Raw genomic sequence first — 14404 nt, 5'->3', positions numbered from 1 at the left:
GTGCACGGAGGACCGTTGGGGGACACACTCCAGTGGGACGGAGAGAGGTGGGGAGTCGTGAAGCTTGCCGAGGGGCTGGCCCTGCGTGCGGAGGCGGCGCGCCGGATCGAGCAGCTGCGTGCTCGGGTGGTCGGTAGCGCCCGCTATCAGGAGGGCGAGGTGCCCGCTGAGGACGCGGCAAGCCTGCTGACCGAGACCGGGGAGACCCTGGACGAGCTCGAGACCCTGATCCGGCGGATCAACAGGACCAACGCCATGACGGTGATCGACGGAGGTGTCACCCTCACCGACGCGCTCGCGCGCCGGGACGTGTTGCGCCTGCGGCACGCGGTGATCACCTCGGCGGCCGACGCGGCCGCGGGTCGGGATCAGCGTGGGGCCGTCCGCCAGTTGCGGTCGGAGCTGCGGATGCTTTCCGCGCTGCCGGTCGGCGAACTCCGTGCTCAGGCCGATGCGCTGGCCCGCGAGATCCGGGAGGTCGACGTACGGATACAGCGTGCCAACTGGGAGGTCGACCTGGTGGACTGAGCCAGGCTCGGGATCGTGGAGCGGGTAGCCGTTCTCGGAGGCGTGCACAGACCGTGGGCCGGCGGTTGATCCGGCTCTTCCTGGCGCGTGGTGAGCAGCGCGGGGGTTCGATTCCCCTCGTCACGGAGTAGCTCAGCACACCGCACAGGTGACCGTGCACCGTGCACAGCGCATCACCACGTGCAGATCCGGGGCGGTGAGGGCGGGAACGGGGATCTCCACGATCCGGGCGATGAGGCCGCCGCCGGTGTCCCCGGTGTCTCACCCGCCGCCGCGTGCGGCGAGTGGGGACGGCAGGTGCGATGTCGGCGGGCCGGGTGCGTCACCCGGGCTCGCGGCGGCGTCCAGCTGGCGCCGCTCGCGCCGAACGCACCGGCGCACCGTGACCTGCCGCCCCCGAGGACATGACCGAGGCTCGGGTATCCGCTGGTGCTTGCCGAGACCATGCTTCAGTTCGTGGAGTTGGCGGGCGGCCGGGACAGCGTCGAGGAGGCGTCGCGCGCCCAGGGGGCGGAGGCCAGGGAGTCGGTCGCCTGCCGCACCTCGGACTCCAGCCTTCCGAACCGGGCCGAACTTGAGAGCGCAGGCAGTTCGCGGCCGGGGCCTTTCACTCGCCCTGGCCCCGCCGCGGCCGTGCCTGGCGAACCCGGCGTCCCGCAGGGGTGCAGGTGTCCGCGAGCGGCGGCACTGACCGAGGCGGGCTGGAGAAACCGTCCCGCCCGAGCGGTCCCGCCGGGTAGCGAAGCACCTCGGGCTGGCGTCAGCCCACGTGCGTTCGGCCTCTCGCGGCCGATTACTCGACCGGCGGCCGCGTTATGCGGCGGCTGCGGCCGCCGACTCGGCGTTCCCCAGAAGCAGTTTGAACCACAGGGTCTTGCCGCCAGGGCCCCATGGTCCATCACCGATGGCGCAGCCGCCCCACCGGTCGGCCAAGCGGTCGAGGAGGAACAGCCCGCGGCCACCGACGGCGTCGAGCGGCAGTGCGGCGTCGGGGAGCATTGCCGGGAGCGTAGGACACGCGTCCCACACGCTGACCCGGAGGGTCGGGTGGGCCCAGGTGAGGCTGACGGAGGCCGGCCCGGTCGTGTGGCACACGGCATTGGTGGCCAGCTCCGACGTCAGAACCTCGGCGCGGTCGGTGAGTTCGTCCAGACCGTGGTGGGTGAGAACGGTGCGCAGCGTCAGCCGTGCGATACGCGGTCCGCGCGGGTCGCGGGGGAACTGAAGCTCGTAGAACCAGGATTCGGTGAGCGGGATGGGCTGGGGCTCTCGATACACGTGCACCCCCTGCGGCGCGTACGTGACGGATGGGGTCGGCGCCACCCGGGTTTGTACCGTCGGCGGTGTCATTGCCGCCTCCGGGGTGGTGGGGCGGTGCGCTTCCGCGTGGCGGTGTGGTGGCGTCTCGTCAGTAGCTGAAGAACTCACGTGTGAGTTCAGTTTCCACAAAAGAGTGAGTTGACTGGCTGCTCACTAACTGTGTGTGGATGCGCTGGCGTAGCGGCGCGCTTGGAGAGAGGCCGATGGCTCAGCGGAGCACGCCAACAGGGCGTCAGCGGCGACTGGCAACCGAGCTCAGGCGGATACGGGAACACGCCGCCATCCCTGTCGGAGAAGCGGCTCGGCTGCTTGGCGTGGACCGCACCATGGTCTCCAACATCGAGGCGGGGCGCACGGGGATCACGAACAGAAGGTTCGGCAACTCGCCCGCCTGTACGGGTGCCCCGACCAGGCTTTGACTGACGCGCTTGCCGAGATGGCTCGGACGAGGACAGCGAAGCACTGGTGGGACGAGTACCGAGGAAAGCTGCCCGACGGCTTCCTCGACGTGTGCGAGGTCGAGTACTACGCGACGCGCATCCGGACGGCGCAGACGGTGCACCTGCCAGGACTCTTCCAAACCGAGGAACACGCCCGAGCCCTGTTCGATCTCGTGGTGCCGGCGCTTCCGCGTCTGGAGGTTGAGCTGCGTGTGGCTCACCGGCTTGGCCGTCAGGCGATTTCGGATGGGGACGGGTCGATTCTCTATGTCGGCATCATTCACGAGGCCGCGCTGCGCATGCAGTTCGGTGGCAGGGATGTAGCACGTCGACAACTGAATCATCTGGCAGAGGCCGCTGACCGGGACAACGTCACCATTGTCGTGATTCCGTTCAGCGCGGGAAGCTTCCACGGAGCGGGACAGTCCATCCTGTATGCGCAGGGGGTAGTGCCACAGCTTGACACCGTTCAGTTGGACACCGCCTATGGGCCGCTGTTCGCGGATGCGGCGACGCCGTTGGCGAATTATCGTTCCCTGCTTGACCTCATGGAGGAGTCGGCGTTGTCCGCGAGTAGGTCGCAGGGTGTGATCACATCTATTGCGCGTGAGATCTGAGAGGAGCCGTGAGGACCGGTTGGCAGCGATCGTCATTCTGGTGGAGGCGGCAATAATTGCGTTGAGCTTGCCGCAGCTCACACAGGCATTGCGCTGCGCGAGAGCGAGGACCCCACTCGGGTGGTCGTCACTAGCCGCATGGCTGTCGGTGCACTTATAGCCTCCGTCAAGGCAGGGATGTTCGCGGACATCGACGCTGGTCGAGGGGGCCTATGAGCATGTGGCGCGCTTCAGGATGCGTCGTTGACGCCAGCGTGTCCGCCATGTCCTCCGCCTGCTTCAGCACACGCTCGATCGCCGCCGCCGGCTGCCGGTCCGGTGGGTGGCCGCGCTTTCGTAGGAGCCGGAGCACTCTGGCCATGATCCGGTCACGGGCCTGCTCCTTGACCTTCCAGTCGACTGTGACGGCCTTACGGATCTGCTCGTACAACTCATGTGTGATCTTCGCCAGCAGTGTGTCCTCCATCTGCTCTGCGGCGGACGGGGCGGCGGCCAGTGCGTCGTAGAAGGCGAGCTCGTCTTCCGTGAAACCGAGGGTTCTGGCCTGGCCCCGGTCGGCGGACACCTCCTTCGCCAGCTCGACCAGGCACCTCATGAACTCGACGATGGATCCAGTTGCGCAGGCTCACCTCCAGGTCGCGCAGGGGGCTCTGGAGGGCTCGTGCCACATCCGAGTCGTGGTTCGGCGGTAGCGTGGCGTGGCAGGAAGAGCACCGGGACAGGTTGGGCGGGCACATGCGAATGCGGTTCGAGGCTGGGGCCGAGGAGGAGTACGAGGCGGCCCGCCGGCTGTTCGTCGACCGGCTGCTCCGGTGGGCCGGCGAGCGGGACATGCCAGTTGACGAGCCGCTGGCCGAGGCGGCGCTTGACTACCGGCACCGGGCGACGGCCGACGGCCGGCTGGGCCTCTGGGAGCCGCGGCACGTGGAGGAGCTGCTGCTCTCCTGGCTGCCGGAGACGATCACCGAGCTCCCCGGGGAGGAGCGCGGCGTCGCGCCGGGCACGCTGCGCACGCTGCTGAGCTATCTGCACGCCGAGCGTCTTGCGGACCCGCGCGGCCCCGCACTCCAGGACTCCCTCGCGGCGGTCGACGCGGCGGCGGGGCGTTATCCGGCGGCGATGGCGGACCGCACCCGCTGGGGCCTGGCGAAGTTCTGGGCGACGACGGCGGCCGAGCAGGGCGTGGACGTCTTCGACCCGGCGGCGTTGCAGCGGTTCGGAAAGCGGGCGCGGAGCGGAGAGGTCGCCTACGACAGGCAGGTCCTCAACGCGATCATGGAGCGGAGGCTGACCGGCCGTGCGCTGTCCGGCGTGGACCGGGCCGAACCGCAGCTGCCCGTGGCGCTTCCCCCGGACGACGAGCTGTGCCGACAGGCCGAGTCGTCGGCGATCGTGGCACGGTTGCGCGGGCTCGCCGAGTGGGCGGGGCGCGACGGCCGCGCGGTGACGGCGACGGGGCGGCTGCGGATGGCCGACGCCCGTGAGCTGGTGGACGTGCTGGGCACCGGCGACAACGTCGAGGGGGTGCGCTCGTCGGCCGACCTGCCGCGTCTCGGGCTGCTGGTGGAATGGGCGAAGAAGGCACGGCTGGTCCGGGTGACCAGGGGGCGGTTGTACGCGGTGGCCAAGGCACGGCCGGTGCTGGCCGACCCGCTTCAGCTGTGGCTGCGTGCCTTTGAGGCGTGCTTCGAGCTGCGGCAGCCCCTGATCGGTCCGCGCGGCGGCTGGCACGTGGAGTCGATGCTCTTCGACATCTACGAGGACGTTCTGGCGGACGTGCTGAACACGCTCTACAGCCTGCCGCACCCGATGCCCTGGCCGTGGCTGCGTGACTCCGTACACCTGGCCTACCGGGCCCGCTTCCAGCTGAACGGCGGGTCGGACGCCGAACACCGGATGTGGTTCGACCACGCCGACCGGGACCTGCGCACGGTGCTCGACGCCCTGGTCGACCTCGGCGCGATCGACCGCGGTCGTGGCGTGGCCGATCCGGTGTTTCTTGACGCCGACCTTCCCGAACCCGGAGGGGAGCCGCCCGCTGACATGCCGCCGGAGATCGCGGAGCTGCTGGGCGTCGCCGGGGTGGCGGCGGACCCGGCGGTACGGAAGCGCGCCAGCGCCCGGCGAGCGGAGCTGACCGCCGAGTCGGTCGAACTCGTCCGTCTCACCGAGCTGGGCACCCGGGGCGTACGGCAGCGGCTGCTGGCGGCCGGCCGGGACGCACCGCTGATCGGTGAGCTGCTCCAGGCGCCGGCGGCCGGCCTGCTTGGGGTGCTGGCCGAGGACTACCCCCCGGATGCCGCCCGCGTGGAGCTGGCGGGCTGGCTCTCGGCACGCGGCGAGCGGGACGCCGCACTGCGACAACTCACCGAAGCCGCGGGGAGCATGGCCTTCCGCACCCGTGCGCAGGCGATGCTGGCCGTGCTGCTGACGGGTCTGCCGGACGGCGAGGGCGAACGGCTGCTGCGCCAACTGCGGGGCGATGCCCAGCTGGCGCCGCTCGCGCTGAACGAACTGGCACACCGTGAGCTGCTGGCCCCCGAGGACATGACCGAGGCCGAACAGCTGCTGGTGCTCGCCGAGAGCCTGCTCCAGCTCGTGGAGCTGGCGGGGGGCCGGGACGGCGCCGAGGAGGCGTTGCGTGCCCAGGGGCCGGAGGCCAGGGACGCGGTCGCCGCCGCCCTGGACTCCGCGCATCCGGACCGGGCCGGACTTGAGGAGCTCAGGCAGCTGGTCGCCCGCGCCTTTCGCACCCCCGCCGCCCGCCTCGGCCGGGCTCGCATGGCACGGCGCCCCGCCGGGGCTAAGGGTGGCCGCAAACGGCGCCGCTGACCGGGGAGCGCTGCGCCGCCGACCTCGCGGGAGCGGCGCGGCCGGGCGCACCGCTGAGCAGAAGGCCGGCCCGCTCAGCCGCGGCCGCTGGTCGCGACCTGGGCCGTTTCGGCGCGGGACAGGGCGATCTCGAGGACGACCAGCAGCGCGTCGCGGACCGAGCCGGTCTTGCGGGCGTCGAAGACGAGCAGCGGCGTGTGCGCGGCGACGTCCAGCGCCCACCGCACCTCGTCCAGATCGTGCTCGACCTGGCCGTCGAACGCGTTGACGGCCACCGCGAAGGGGATCTCCCGGTGCTCGAAGTAGTCCACCGCCGCGTAGCAGTCGTCGAGACGGCGGGTGTCCACGATGACCAGGCCGCCGATCGCACCCTCGACGATGTCGTCCCACATGAAGCCGAACCGGTCCTGGCCTGGCGTGCCGAACAGGTAGAGCTTCAGCGTCGGGTCGATGGTGATGCAGCCGAAGTCCATGGCGACCGTGGTGGTGGTCTTGCCCGGGGTGTGGGTGAGATCGTCCACGCCCGCCGCGACCTCCGTGATCGCGGCCTCCGTGGTGAGCGGGCGGATCTCGGAGATCGAGCCCACGGCGGTGGTCTTACCGACTCCGAAGCCGCCGGCGATGACCATCTTGACCGGCAGCGGCGGCTGTTCAGTCGGGGACGGCACGGAGACCATCGATAACCCTTCGCAGTGTGGAGATGTCCTGGACTGTCGCGGCGTTCGGCCGGTGGATCGCCAGATGTCCGGCGGTGCACAGGTCCTCGGCCAGCACGCGCACCACGTTGAGGTGCAGTCGCAGTTGGGCGGCCAGCTCGGCCACCGACTGTGGTCGGCGGCAGGCGGCGACGATGTCGTGGTGTTCGAAGGAGAGCGAGTGCAGGGCGGAGAGCCCGGTCGCCGTCGACACGACCTGGGTCTCCAGGGGGATGGGTGGCCCGGTGCCGTTCCCCGACACCCGGCCGGCGGTCAGCAGGAAAGGCCGGATCGCCGAAGCGCGGCGTGCCGGCTCCTCCGGCGTGCCGGCGGCTTCCCCGACGTCCATGACGATCCCTTCTTCCCCGCTGCCGTCCGCTCCCGAGCGATGCTGAGCGATGCCGTCCGCTCCCGAGCGATGCCGTTCAGCCGGCCGGTGTGGCGCCGACGCTCTTCTTCAGCTCGAGCACCAGCTGGGGGGTGAGCGCGGCACCGGCCCGGTTGGCGAAGAGGGTCATCTCGTAGGCGATGTTGCCGAGCTTCGCCTCCTTGGTCGCCACCACGCCGAGCACGGCGCCGCAGCCGATGGCCGACACCAGCAGGTGGCCGCCCTCCAGGTCGATGATGACCTTGTTGAGGCCGCCGAGGCCGTAGTTGCCGGACGCGCCCGCGGCGAGGCTGGTGAGGCCGGAGACGATCGCGGCGAGCCGCTCGGAGTCGCCCTGGTCACGCAGTTGTGAGACGGCGATCAGCAGGCCGTCCGATGACACGGCGATGGCGTCGACGACCCCCGCCGTCTCGGTGGCGAACCGGTCGAGCAACCAGGTGAAGTCGGCCGCGGCGGCTTGCAGGTTGGTGGGTTCCGCCAGCTCTGGGCTGCTGTCACCGGTCGACGTGGTCACTGCCCAACTCCTCTTGTTCCTTCTGTGCCTTGGCTGATGATGATGCGTCGTCCGTCCCGGGCGGAGTGCTGTCCCGCTCCGCCCTGCGTACCGCGGACTCGAACTCGTCGAGTTCCGAGCGGACCGCGTCGGCGTCGAGGGGCCGCCGTACGGCGAGTGTCTCCCGGTCGACCGGTGGGGCCGTCCTGGCCAGCGTCGCCCCCCGCACCCGCCGCTTCAGGCGACGAGGCCCTTCGAGGGTGGGGGCGGCTCCGGAGGCGGGGTCGCCGGCCGGCCTCACAATGGAGCGGAGGGGGAGCCCCGAGGCCACGAGGCGCGGTTCCGCGTCGACGGGCGTCGGGGTGGGACCCCGCGGCGGCGCCGGGCTCGGCAGGACCGGGGTCGGTGCCGGGCCGCCGTTCGCGTCGTCCTCGTCGAGCAGCAGCGCGGAGGGGATCCAGACGGTGCTGGTGACTCCGCCGCCCGGGGTGCGGCTCAGCGCGACCCGCACGCCCCAGCGGCGGGCGAGCGCGCCGACCACGAAGAGGCCGAGCACCTGGGTCGGAACGAGGTCGAGCCGCGCACGGCGGACCAGCCGGGCGTTCTCCTCGGCGAGGCGTTCCGCGCTCATGCCGATGCCGTGATCGATGATCTCGACCAGGGAGCCGCCGTCCTGGGTGACGTCGGTGCCGGGCCGGACGATCACCTCAACGGGCGTGTGGGACGGGGAGAACGCGGCGGCGTTCTCCAGCAGTTCGGCGAGCATCAGCGTCAGGTCGCCGACGATGTCGGGGGCGACGGAGAACGCCGTCTCGGACCTGAGCGACACCCGCTGGTATCCCTCGATCTGGCTGAGCGCCGCGCGAATGACGTTGGCCAGCGTGGTCGGCTGGGCGTCGACGGCTGACTCGCGGGTTCCGGCGAGCAGCATGAGGCTGTCCGCGTTGCGCTGGAGGCGCACGGCGATGTGGTCGATGCGGTAGAGCCGGTCCAGGAGGTCGGCGTCGGTCTGCTCGCGTTCGAGGGCGTCGATCAGCGTGAGCTGACGGGTGACCAGGTTGCTGACTCGGTGCCCGACGTGGCCGAACATCTCGGCGACGTTGCGGCGGCTCAGCACCTGACGCTCCAGCAGCGCGGCGGCGGTGGCCTGCACCTCGTTGAAGGTCTCGGCGAGCCTGCCGATCTCGTCGCGGACCGGGACGGGGATGGGGCGCGGCCGCAGGGGCGTGCCGTCGCCCGACTCGTCGTCCGCGACGCGGGCGAGCTCCTCGCCGGCCACGTCGACCACGTCCTGCGCGGCGCTGGTCAGGTCGGTCAGGGGGCGGACGACGGAGCGCCTGACCAGGAACGTGAACGAGAGCCAGGCGGCGAAGCCGAGCAGGGAGAGCGCGACCATCAGCAGCGCCTGGCGCAGGGCGCTGGCTGAGGCGTCGTCGGCCTGGACGGCCAGCTCCTCGATCAGCGACTGGGTGATGCCGAGGCGGATGTCGGACTGCTCGGCTCCGGCGCTGATCGCCTCGTTCAGCTCGTCCGGCGTCTGGGCCTGCAGCGAACTCGGGTCGACCTGGAGCTCGAGGAACCGGGCCTCGATCCCCTGTTCCTCGGCGGCGCGCCCGATGCCGCTCAGCGTCAGGGCCTGGTCCGGGGTGGCGATCCGGACGAACCGGTCCGACTGGCGCTCGAAGAGCTCGCGGGCGCCGACCGCGCGGGAGTACTCGGTGAGGGCGTTGGAGTCACGGGTCTGCGCGGAGAACACGGCCGTCTCGAACGACGCGTGCGCCGCGTTGGCGCGCAGCACCGTGTCGAGCCGCGCGATGACCGAGGCGGACGAGCCCTCCCGGAACCGGTCGAGACCGATGCCGTCGATCAGGAAGTCGACCGCCGACGAGTAGGCGGGGTCGATGTTGGCGCTGGGGACGTGGCCTCGTTCGAGCCGCTCGCGCAGGACGGTGAGGCCGCGGAGGTAGTCGAGCGCCTGGGTCTCGTCGTCCGACAGGTCGGAGCCGAAGGCCGACCGCACGGACTCGACGCGCGCGTCGGTCCTCCGCTGCGCCTCGCGGTAGTCGCTGAACGACGGCAACGGGGCGCCCGGTGCGGCGGACTCGTACTCCACGGACAGCACGAGCGCCTCGCGGTGCTCGGTCTGCACCTCGTTGATCAGCCGCGCGACCTCCTCGCTGTCGCGCGCCAGGTCTGCGGTCCTGCCGGCGCGCACCGCCTCCTGCACCCGGTCGACGACGCCGACGCCGAGCAGGGTGCCGAGGACCACGACGGGCGCGATGACCAGGACGTTGAGCTTTCTGCGGAACGGCCACCGGTCGAGAGCCGCGCCCGCCCTCGTCCGGAGCCGTGGCGACTCGTCAGCGGGCGTGGCCTCGTCGGGTGGCTCAGGGGCGAGTGACGGGTCCGCTGGGTTCGCAGACACCACGTCCCTCCTTCGTTGTGCTGGTGAACGGTGACCGAGGCGTCGCTAGTCGCGGGACCACGGGGGCCGGGGTGCGGGACATTACCGGTGTGATCCATTCGGAGGTATATGTGATCAGCCGCTGATTGCAAAAATTCCGTTAAATCTTGGTGCTGGAGGTGTTCTTCGGCGTCGAGGACGAAGCCGCACCGGCTGTCAGGACCCGGGCGTGTCGGTCGGAACCGGACCCTGCTACCCTCCCTGCCCTACGAGCCTCGGCCACCACCTGGGGTTTCCTCGTGGTCCCGTCGCGGCCGGCGTCATCGCCGTCAGCCGCGTGGGCCTCTCCCGTCCGGGGCGCGCCATGGCCGCCGCCTTCGCCGCCGGTCCCGTCTCCGCTCCCGCCGCCCCGCGCCATGCCGCCCGATCCGAACCCTCGCGCCCTGTAAGGAGATCCCGTGCACCCCGTCCGCAAGGCGCCCGTGCCAGCCGCCGTGCTCCTCGTCCTGGCCGCCCTCACCGTCGCCGGCTGCGAGAGTGGTTCCCCTGATCCCACGCCCCCTGACGGCGAGTCCGCCGAGTCCGGCTGCCCCACGGTCGTCGACGCGGCCAGGGAGGCCGTGGAGGAGGCCCAGGACGTCGACGCCACGTGGTCGGGCCCCACGACGGGGCCGGCGGCCGTCTCCGGCCAGCGCATCGCCTTCGTCGCCCAGACCATGACCAACCCCGGCGTGGCCGGCGTCGCCCGGGGCGTCCAGGAGGCCGGGCAGGTCGTCGGTTGGGACGTCCAGGTCCTGAACGGCCGGGGCACGGCCGAGGGCATCGGCGCCGCCTTCGACGAGGCCATCGCCCTCGACCCCGACGGCATCGTCATCGGCGGCTTCGATCCCGCCAGCACGGCCGAACAGGTCCAGCGGGCCGACGAGGCCGGCATCCCGCTGATCGGCTGGCACGCGGTCGCCCAACCGGGCCCCAGCCAGGACCCGGCGCTGTTCACCAACATCACGTCCAGGGCCGAGGACGTCGCGCGGATCAGCGCCGACTGGATCATCGCCGACTCCAACGGCAACGCGGGCGTGGTCCTGTTCACCGACGCGTCGATCCCCTTCGCCAGGCAGAAGTCCGACCTCATCGAGCGGGAGCTCGAGACCTGCTCCGGCATCACGGTGCTGAGCTCCCAGGACATCCCCATCGGCGAGGCCAACGCCCGCACCCCGGACGAGATCACCGCCCTGCTCGACCGCTTCGGCGACCGCTGGACCCACTCCGCCGCCATCAACGACCTGTACTTCGACCACGCCGCCCCCGTGCTGCGCGCCGCCGGCATCGAGGGCGACGGCGCGCCGTTCAACATCGGGGCGGGGGACGGCGACCCGTCGGCCTTCGAGCGCGTCAACGGCCGGGAGTACCAGGCCGCCACGGTGCCGGAGCCGCTCACCGAGCAGGGGTGGCAGATCATCGACGAGTTCAACCGCGCCTTCGCCGGCCAGCCCGCCAGCGAGTACGTGGCGCCCGTCCACGTCACCACGGCCGCCAACAGCGGCGGCGCCGTCTTCTGGGACTCCGACGGCTACCGCGAGGCGTACCGTCAGATCTGGGGCAGGTGAGGGACCGCCGCGCCGCGCACGCGCGCTACCAGCGTGGCAGCGTCGGGTCGAAGTCGGGATGGATCCGGCGCATGTAGCCGGTGTCGTCCCGGCGTTCGCGCCCGGCCGTCAGGTACGCCTCGTGCAGCAGGGCGAGGGAGTCCGGGTCGAGCTCCACGCCCAGGCCGGGGCCGGTGGGGACGGGCACGCTGCCGTCGACGAACCGCAGGGTGCCGGGGCGCACCACGTCGACGCCCGACTCGCCGGCGTTCCATGGGTAGTGGGTGTCGCAGGCGTAGGTGAGGTTGGGGGTCGCGGCCGCCACATGGGTCATGGCGGCCAGACTGATGCCGAGGTGGGAGTTGGAGTGCATGGAGAGACCGATGCCGAACGCCTCGCACACGGCCGCCAGTTGGCGGGTGCGGTGCAGCCCGCCCCAGTAGTGGTGGTCGGCGAGGACCACGCCCACCGAGCCGCGCTCCACCGCCGGGCGGAGGTGTTCGAAGGAGACGACGCACATGTTGGTGGCCAGCGGCATGGGTGCGGTCCGCGCCACGTCGGCCATGCCGTCGAGGCCGCGGGTCGGGTCCTCCAGGTACTCCAGCACGCCGTCGAGTTCGCGCGCCACGTGGTGGGACGTCTCCGGGGTCCAGGCGCAGTTGGGGTCGAGCCGCAGCGGGCGATCAGGGAAGGCCTCGGCGAGCGCCCGGATGGCGGCGATCTCCTGATCCGGTGGGAAGACGCCGCCCTTGAGCTTGATGGAGCGGAAGCCGTAGCGGTCGATCATGCGGGTGGCCTGCCGCACCACGCCCTCCGGGTCCAGGGCGGGGCCCCACGGGTCGGCGATGGCGGGGCGGCCGTCAAGCGCGGGGTGCTCGGCCCACTTGTAGAAGAGGTAGGCGCTGTAGGGCACGGCGTCGCGGACGGCTCCGCCGAGCAGGTCGCTGACCGGCCGGCCGGTGATCCTGCCCTGGGCGTCCAGGCAGGCGACCTCGATGGCGGAGGCGACCCGTGCCCGCTGGAACGCGGTCAGCGGCCCGCCCGGGCCGCCGAGGGCCTGGTCGACGGCCTGGGTGACGGCGGTCGTGGCGAACACGTCCATGCCGATGATGACGCGGCGGGCGACGGCGAGGCGGTCGAGCTGGTCGCGGTCGCCGGCGCACTCGCCGAGGCCGATGACCTCGCCGTCCCCGGCGTGTAGGCGCAACACGCAGCGCAGCACCAGCGGCTCGTGCACGCCGTCGGCGTTGAGCAGTGGCGGGTCGGGGAAGGCGATGGGGGTGACGGTCAGGTCGTCGATCCTCACGGGGTCATCCTTTGGTGGCGCCGGCGGTGATGCCGCGGATCAGGGAGCTCTGCAGGCAGAAGTAGACGATGAGGCTGGGCAGCAGGGCGATCAGCGCGCCGGCCAGCAACACGCCCTGGCCGACGAGGGGGTCGGAGCGCAGCACGGACAGCGCGACGGTGAGGGTGTAGTCGTCGGGGCTGTCGGCGACGATGATCGGCAGCAGGTACTGGTCCCAGATCATCAGGAAGCCGAAGATGCCGATGACGCCGAGGGCCGGGCGGCACAGCGGAAGGATGATCTGTGCCAGCATGCGCAGCTCGCCCACCCCGTCGAGCCGCGCCGACTCCTCGATCTCGTGGGGGATGTCCTTCATGAACTCGGTCATGACCAGCACCGAGAAGCCCCAGGCACCCACGGGCAGGATCACGCCGAGCACGGTGCCCCGCAGGCTCAGGTGCAGCACGGGCAGGTCGCCGAGCACCAGCGACAGCGGCACGGCGATGATCTCCTCGGGGAGCATCATCGTCAACAGGAAGGCCACCATGACCAGGGCGCGGCCGCGGAAGCGGCGGCGGGCCAGTGCGTAGGCGGCCAGCACCGAGACGGTCATCTGGAGCAGCAGGCCGCCGCCGGCGATGACGAGGGAGTTGGCGAAGAAGTCCCACAGGCCGCGCTCGCCGGCGACCTGGAAGTTCCGCAGCGTCGGTTCGCCGGGGAAGAGGGACAGCTCGGTGGTCCTGCCGCCGAAGGCGCCGGCGACGATGGTGAGGAACGGCACGGCGAAGACGAACAGCGCGAACGCGGCCAGCAGGGCGCGCAGGACCAGGGCGGGGCCAAGGCGTGGCGACCAGCCGAGGGCCGTGTCGAACCGGCTGGTCCTGGCGGCGGACGGGCGGGCGCTCACGAGCGGCTCTCCTCTCGGCGGAGCACCCGGACCGCGACGGTCAGGAGCAGGGTGACGGCCAGCAGCAGCATCGAGGCGGCGGTGGCCACACCGATGTCGTTGCGCTGGAAGCCGAGGGAGAACACGCGGGTCATCCAGACCTCCGTGGAGCCGGCCGGGCCGCCGCCGGTGAGCACGTACACCTCGGTGAAGATGCGCAGGCTGCGGATGGCGGCGAGGGTGAGCATGATGGTGATGGCCGGGCGGAGCGCGGGCAGGGTGATGTGCCGCAACCGCTGCCAGACGGAGGCACCGTCGACGGCGGCGGCCTCGTAGAGGGATCGGTCGACGCCGGCGAGACCGGCGAGGATGATCACCATGTTGTAGGGGGCGCCGACCCAGACGCCGACGGCCATCACGGACCACAGCGCGCTGTCCGGGCTGTCGAGGAACGGCAGCGGTCCCACGCCGAGATAGCCGAGCAGGGTGTTGAGGAACCCGTCGGGCGTGGGCTGGTAGATCAGCCGCCACACCTCGCCGACGACGGCCAGCGCGGTGACGACGGGCAGGAAGACAGCGCTGCGCACCAGCCAGAGAGTGCGGGCCTGGCCCTCGAGGAGGAGGGCGAGCAGGAAGCCCACGACGATGGCGCCGAAGGTCTGGCCGATGCCGAGCAGCAGGGTGTGGCCGAACGCCTCGCGGAACCGCTCGTCGGTGAGGACCCGCTGGTAGTTGTCCAGGCCCACCCACTCGTTGCCGAGGAAGGGCTGCACCTCCTGCGCGCTGTAGCGGATGCCCTCGGCGAGGGGGATGAACTTGAAGTACAGCGCGATCAGCAGGCCGGGGGCGAGGAACAGCCAGGGGGTGAGCAGGCGGGCCGCCCGCCGCCCGAGGAGCCGCGGCGCGGACGCCTGCCGGGCCCTCGGGCGC

15 protein-coding genes are annotated in these 14404 nt (G+C 71.4%); 6 read left to right on the top strand and 9 right to left on the bottom strand.

The genetic code is table 11. The annotated features are described in order from the left end of the window. Nucleotides 1-57: 57 nt before the first annotated feature. Nucleotides 58-528: a DIP1984 family protein gene (locus E1265_RS05130; RefSeq protein WP_132929005.1), complete on the top strand. Its 471-nt coding sequence runs from the start codon at nucleotides 58-60 to the stop codon at nucleotides 526-528. Between the two features lie 813 nt (nucleotides 529-1341). On the opposite strand, the gene E1265_RS05125 is transcribed toward E1265_RS05130, so the two are convergent. Further along, complete coding sequence (locus tag E1265_RS05125) at nucleotides 1342-1806, bottom strand: ATP-binding protein (protein WP_243740546.1); 465 nt, start codon at nucleotides 1804-1806, stop codon at nucleotides 1342-1344. A gap of 209 nt (nucleotides 1807-2015) precedes the next feature. On the opposite strand from E1265_RS05125, the gene E1265_RS40620 reads away from it, so the two are divergent. From E1265_RS40620 to E1265_RS40615, 3 genes are all read left to right on the top strand, one after another. Then, nucleotides 2016-2267 (top strand): helix-turn-helix transcriptional regulator, encoded by a 252-nt coding sequence (locus E1265_RS40620; RefSeq protein ID WP_347877155.1) that lies wholly within the window; start codon nucleotides 2016-2018, stop codon nucleotides 2265-2267. After that, nucleotides 2264-2905 (top strand): DUF5753 domain-containing protein, encoded by a 642-nt coding sequence (locus E1265_RS05120; RefSeq protein ID WP_347877154.1) that lies wholly within the window; start codon nucleotides 2264-2266, stop codon nucleotides 2903-2905. The genes E1265_RS40620 and E1265_RS05120 overlap by 4 nt, the downstream gene beginning before the upstream one ends. 87 nt (nucleotides 2906-2992) lie before the next feature. After that, nucleotides 2993-3121, top strand: a complete 129-nt coding sequence (locus E1265_RS40615; protein ID WP_347877158.1) for a hypothetical protein — start codon at nucleotides 2993-2995, stop codon at nucleotides 3119-3121. On the opposite strand, the gene E1265_RS05110 is transcribed toward E1265_RS40615, so the two are convergent. Continuing rightward, the gene (locus E1265_RS05110) at nucleotides 3072-3500 is read right to left on the bottom strand and encodes a type I restriction enzyme endonuclease domain-containing protein (protein WP_243740545.1); all 429 of its coding nucleotides are present in this window, start codon (nucleotides 3498-3500) and stop codon (nucleotides 3072-3074) included. The genes E1265_RS40615 and E1265_RS05110 overlap by 50 nt on opposite strands. A 140-nt stretch (nucleotides 3501-3640) precedes the next feature. On the opposite strand from E1265_RS05110, the gene E1265_RS05105 reads away from it, so the two are divergent. Further along, nucleotides 3641-5737: a hypothetical protein gene (locus E1265_RS05105; protein ID WP_243740544.1), complete on the top strand. Its 2097-nt coding sequence runs from the start codon at nucleotides 3641-3643 to the stop codon at nucleotides 5735-5737. A gap of 74 nt (nucleotides 5738-5811) precedes the next feature. Here the strand turns inward: E1265_RS05105 and E1265_RS05100 are convergent, their stop codons facing one another. The 4 genes from E1265_RS05100 to E1265_RS05085 all read right to left on the bottom strand — a co-directional run bounded on the left by E1265_RS05100 (nucleotide 5812) and on the right by E1265_RS05085 (nucleotide 9738). Next, the gene (locus E1265_RS05100) at nucleotides 5812-6414 is read right to left on the bottom strand and encodes an ATP/GTP-binding protein (RefSeq protein WP_132929003.1); all 603 of its coding nucleotides are present in this window, start codon (nucleotides 6412-6414) and stop codon (nucleotides 5812-5814) included. Then, nucleotides 6389-6781 (bottom strand): DUF742 domain-containing protein, encoded by a 393-nt coding sequence (locus tag E1265_RS05095; protein WP_132929002.1) that lies wholly within the window; start codon nucleotides 6779-6781, stop codon nucleotides 6389-6391. The genes E1265_RS05100 and E1265_RS05095 overlap by 26 nt, the downstream gene beginning before the upstream one ends. A gap of 76 nt (nucleotides 6782-6857) precedes the next feature. Continuing rightward, entirely contained in the window at nucleotides 6858-7334 is a 477-nt protein-coding gene (locus E1265_RS05090) for a roadblock/LC7 domain-containing protein (protein WP_132929001.1), read from the bottom strand. After that, a complete protein-coding gene (locus E1265_RS05085) occupies nucleotides 7315-9738 on the bottom strand; it encodes an ATP-binding protein (protein WP_132929000.1) in 2424 nt (807 codons plus the stop codon). Before E1265_RS05085 ends, E1265_RS05090 begins: the two co-directional genes overlap by 20 nt. 437 nt (nucleotides 9739-10175) lie before the next feature. On the opposite strand from E1265_RS05085, the gene E1265_RS05080 reads away from it, so the two are divergent. Next, the gene (locus tag E1265_RS05080) at nucleotides 10176-11324 is read left to right on the top strand and encodes a substrate-binding domain-containing protein (RefSeq protein WP_132928999.1); all 1149 of its coding nucleotides are present in this window, start codon (nucleotides 10176-10178) and stop codon (nucleotides 11322-11324) included. A 25-nt stretch (nucleotides 11325-11349) separates the two neighbouring features. On the opposite strand, the gene E1265_RS05075 is transcribed toward E1265_RS05080, so the two are convergent. Genes E1265_RS05075 through E1265_RS05065 form a run of 3 tightly spaced genes read right to left on the bottom strand, consistent with a single transcriptional unit; the run spans nucleotide 11350 to nucleotide 14346 of the window. Beyond that, complete coding sequence (locus tag E1265_RS05075) at nucleotides 11350-12609, bottom strand: glucarate dehydratase family protein (protein WP_132928998.1); 1260 nt, start codon at nucleotides 12607-12609, stop codon at nucleotides 11350-11352. 4 nt (nucleotides 12610-12613) lie between these two features. After that, nucleotides 12614-13495, bottom strand: a complete 882-nt coding sequence (locus E1265_RS05070) for a carbohydrate ABC transporter permease (RefSeq protein WP_132928997.1) — start codon at nucleotides 13493-13495, stop codon at nucleotides 12614-12616. Next, complete coding sequence (locus tag E1265_RS05065; protein ID WP_132929025.1) at nucleotides 13492-14346, bottom strand: sugar ABC transporter permease; 855 nt, start codon at nucleotides 14344-14346, stop codon at nucleotides 13492-13494. Before E1265_RS05065 ends, E1265_RS05070 begins: the two co-directional genes overlap by 4 nt. Between the last annotated feature and the right edge of the window lie 58 nt (nucleotides 14347-14404).

The organism is Streptomyces sp. 8K308 (assembly GCF_004348315.1).
In the GTDB taxonomy this organism is placed as follows: domain Bacteria; phylum Actinomycetota; class Actinomycetes; order Streptomycetales; family Streptomycetaceae; genus Streptomyces.
The sequence above is the reverse complement of the archived record's forward strand: the minus strand, read 5'-3'. Positions and strand labels throughout refer to the sequence as shown.

Bases quoted from the DNA above. Each gene is read 5' to 3' on its own strand.
- E1265_RS05110 (WP_243740545.1), bottom strand. From the start codon at position 3,500: ATGAGGTGCCTGGTCGAGCTGGCGAAGGAGGTGTCCGCCGACCGGGGC.
- E1265_RS05095 (WP_132929002.1), bottom strand. From the start codon at position 6,781: ATGGACGTCGGGGAAGCCGCCGGCACGCCGGAGGAGCCGGCACGCCGC.
- E1265_RS05105 (WP_243740544.1), top strand. From the start codon at position 3,641: ATGCGAATGCGGTTCGAGGCTGGGGCCGAGGAGGAGTACGAGGCGGCC.
- E1265_RS40620 (WP_347877155.1), top strand. From the start codon at position 2,016: ATGCGCTGGCGTAGCGGCGCGCTTGGAGAGAGGCCGATGGCTCAGCGG.
- E1265_RS05100 (WP_132929003.1), bottom strand. From the start codon at position 6,414: ATGGTCTCCGTGCCGTCCCCGACTGAACAGCCGCCGCTGCCGGTCAAG.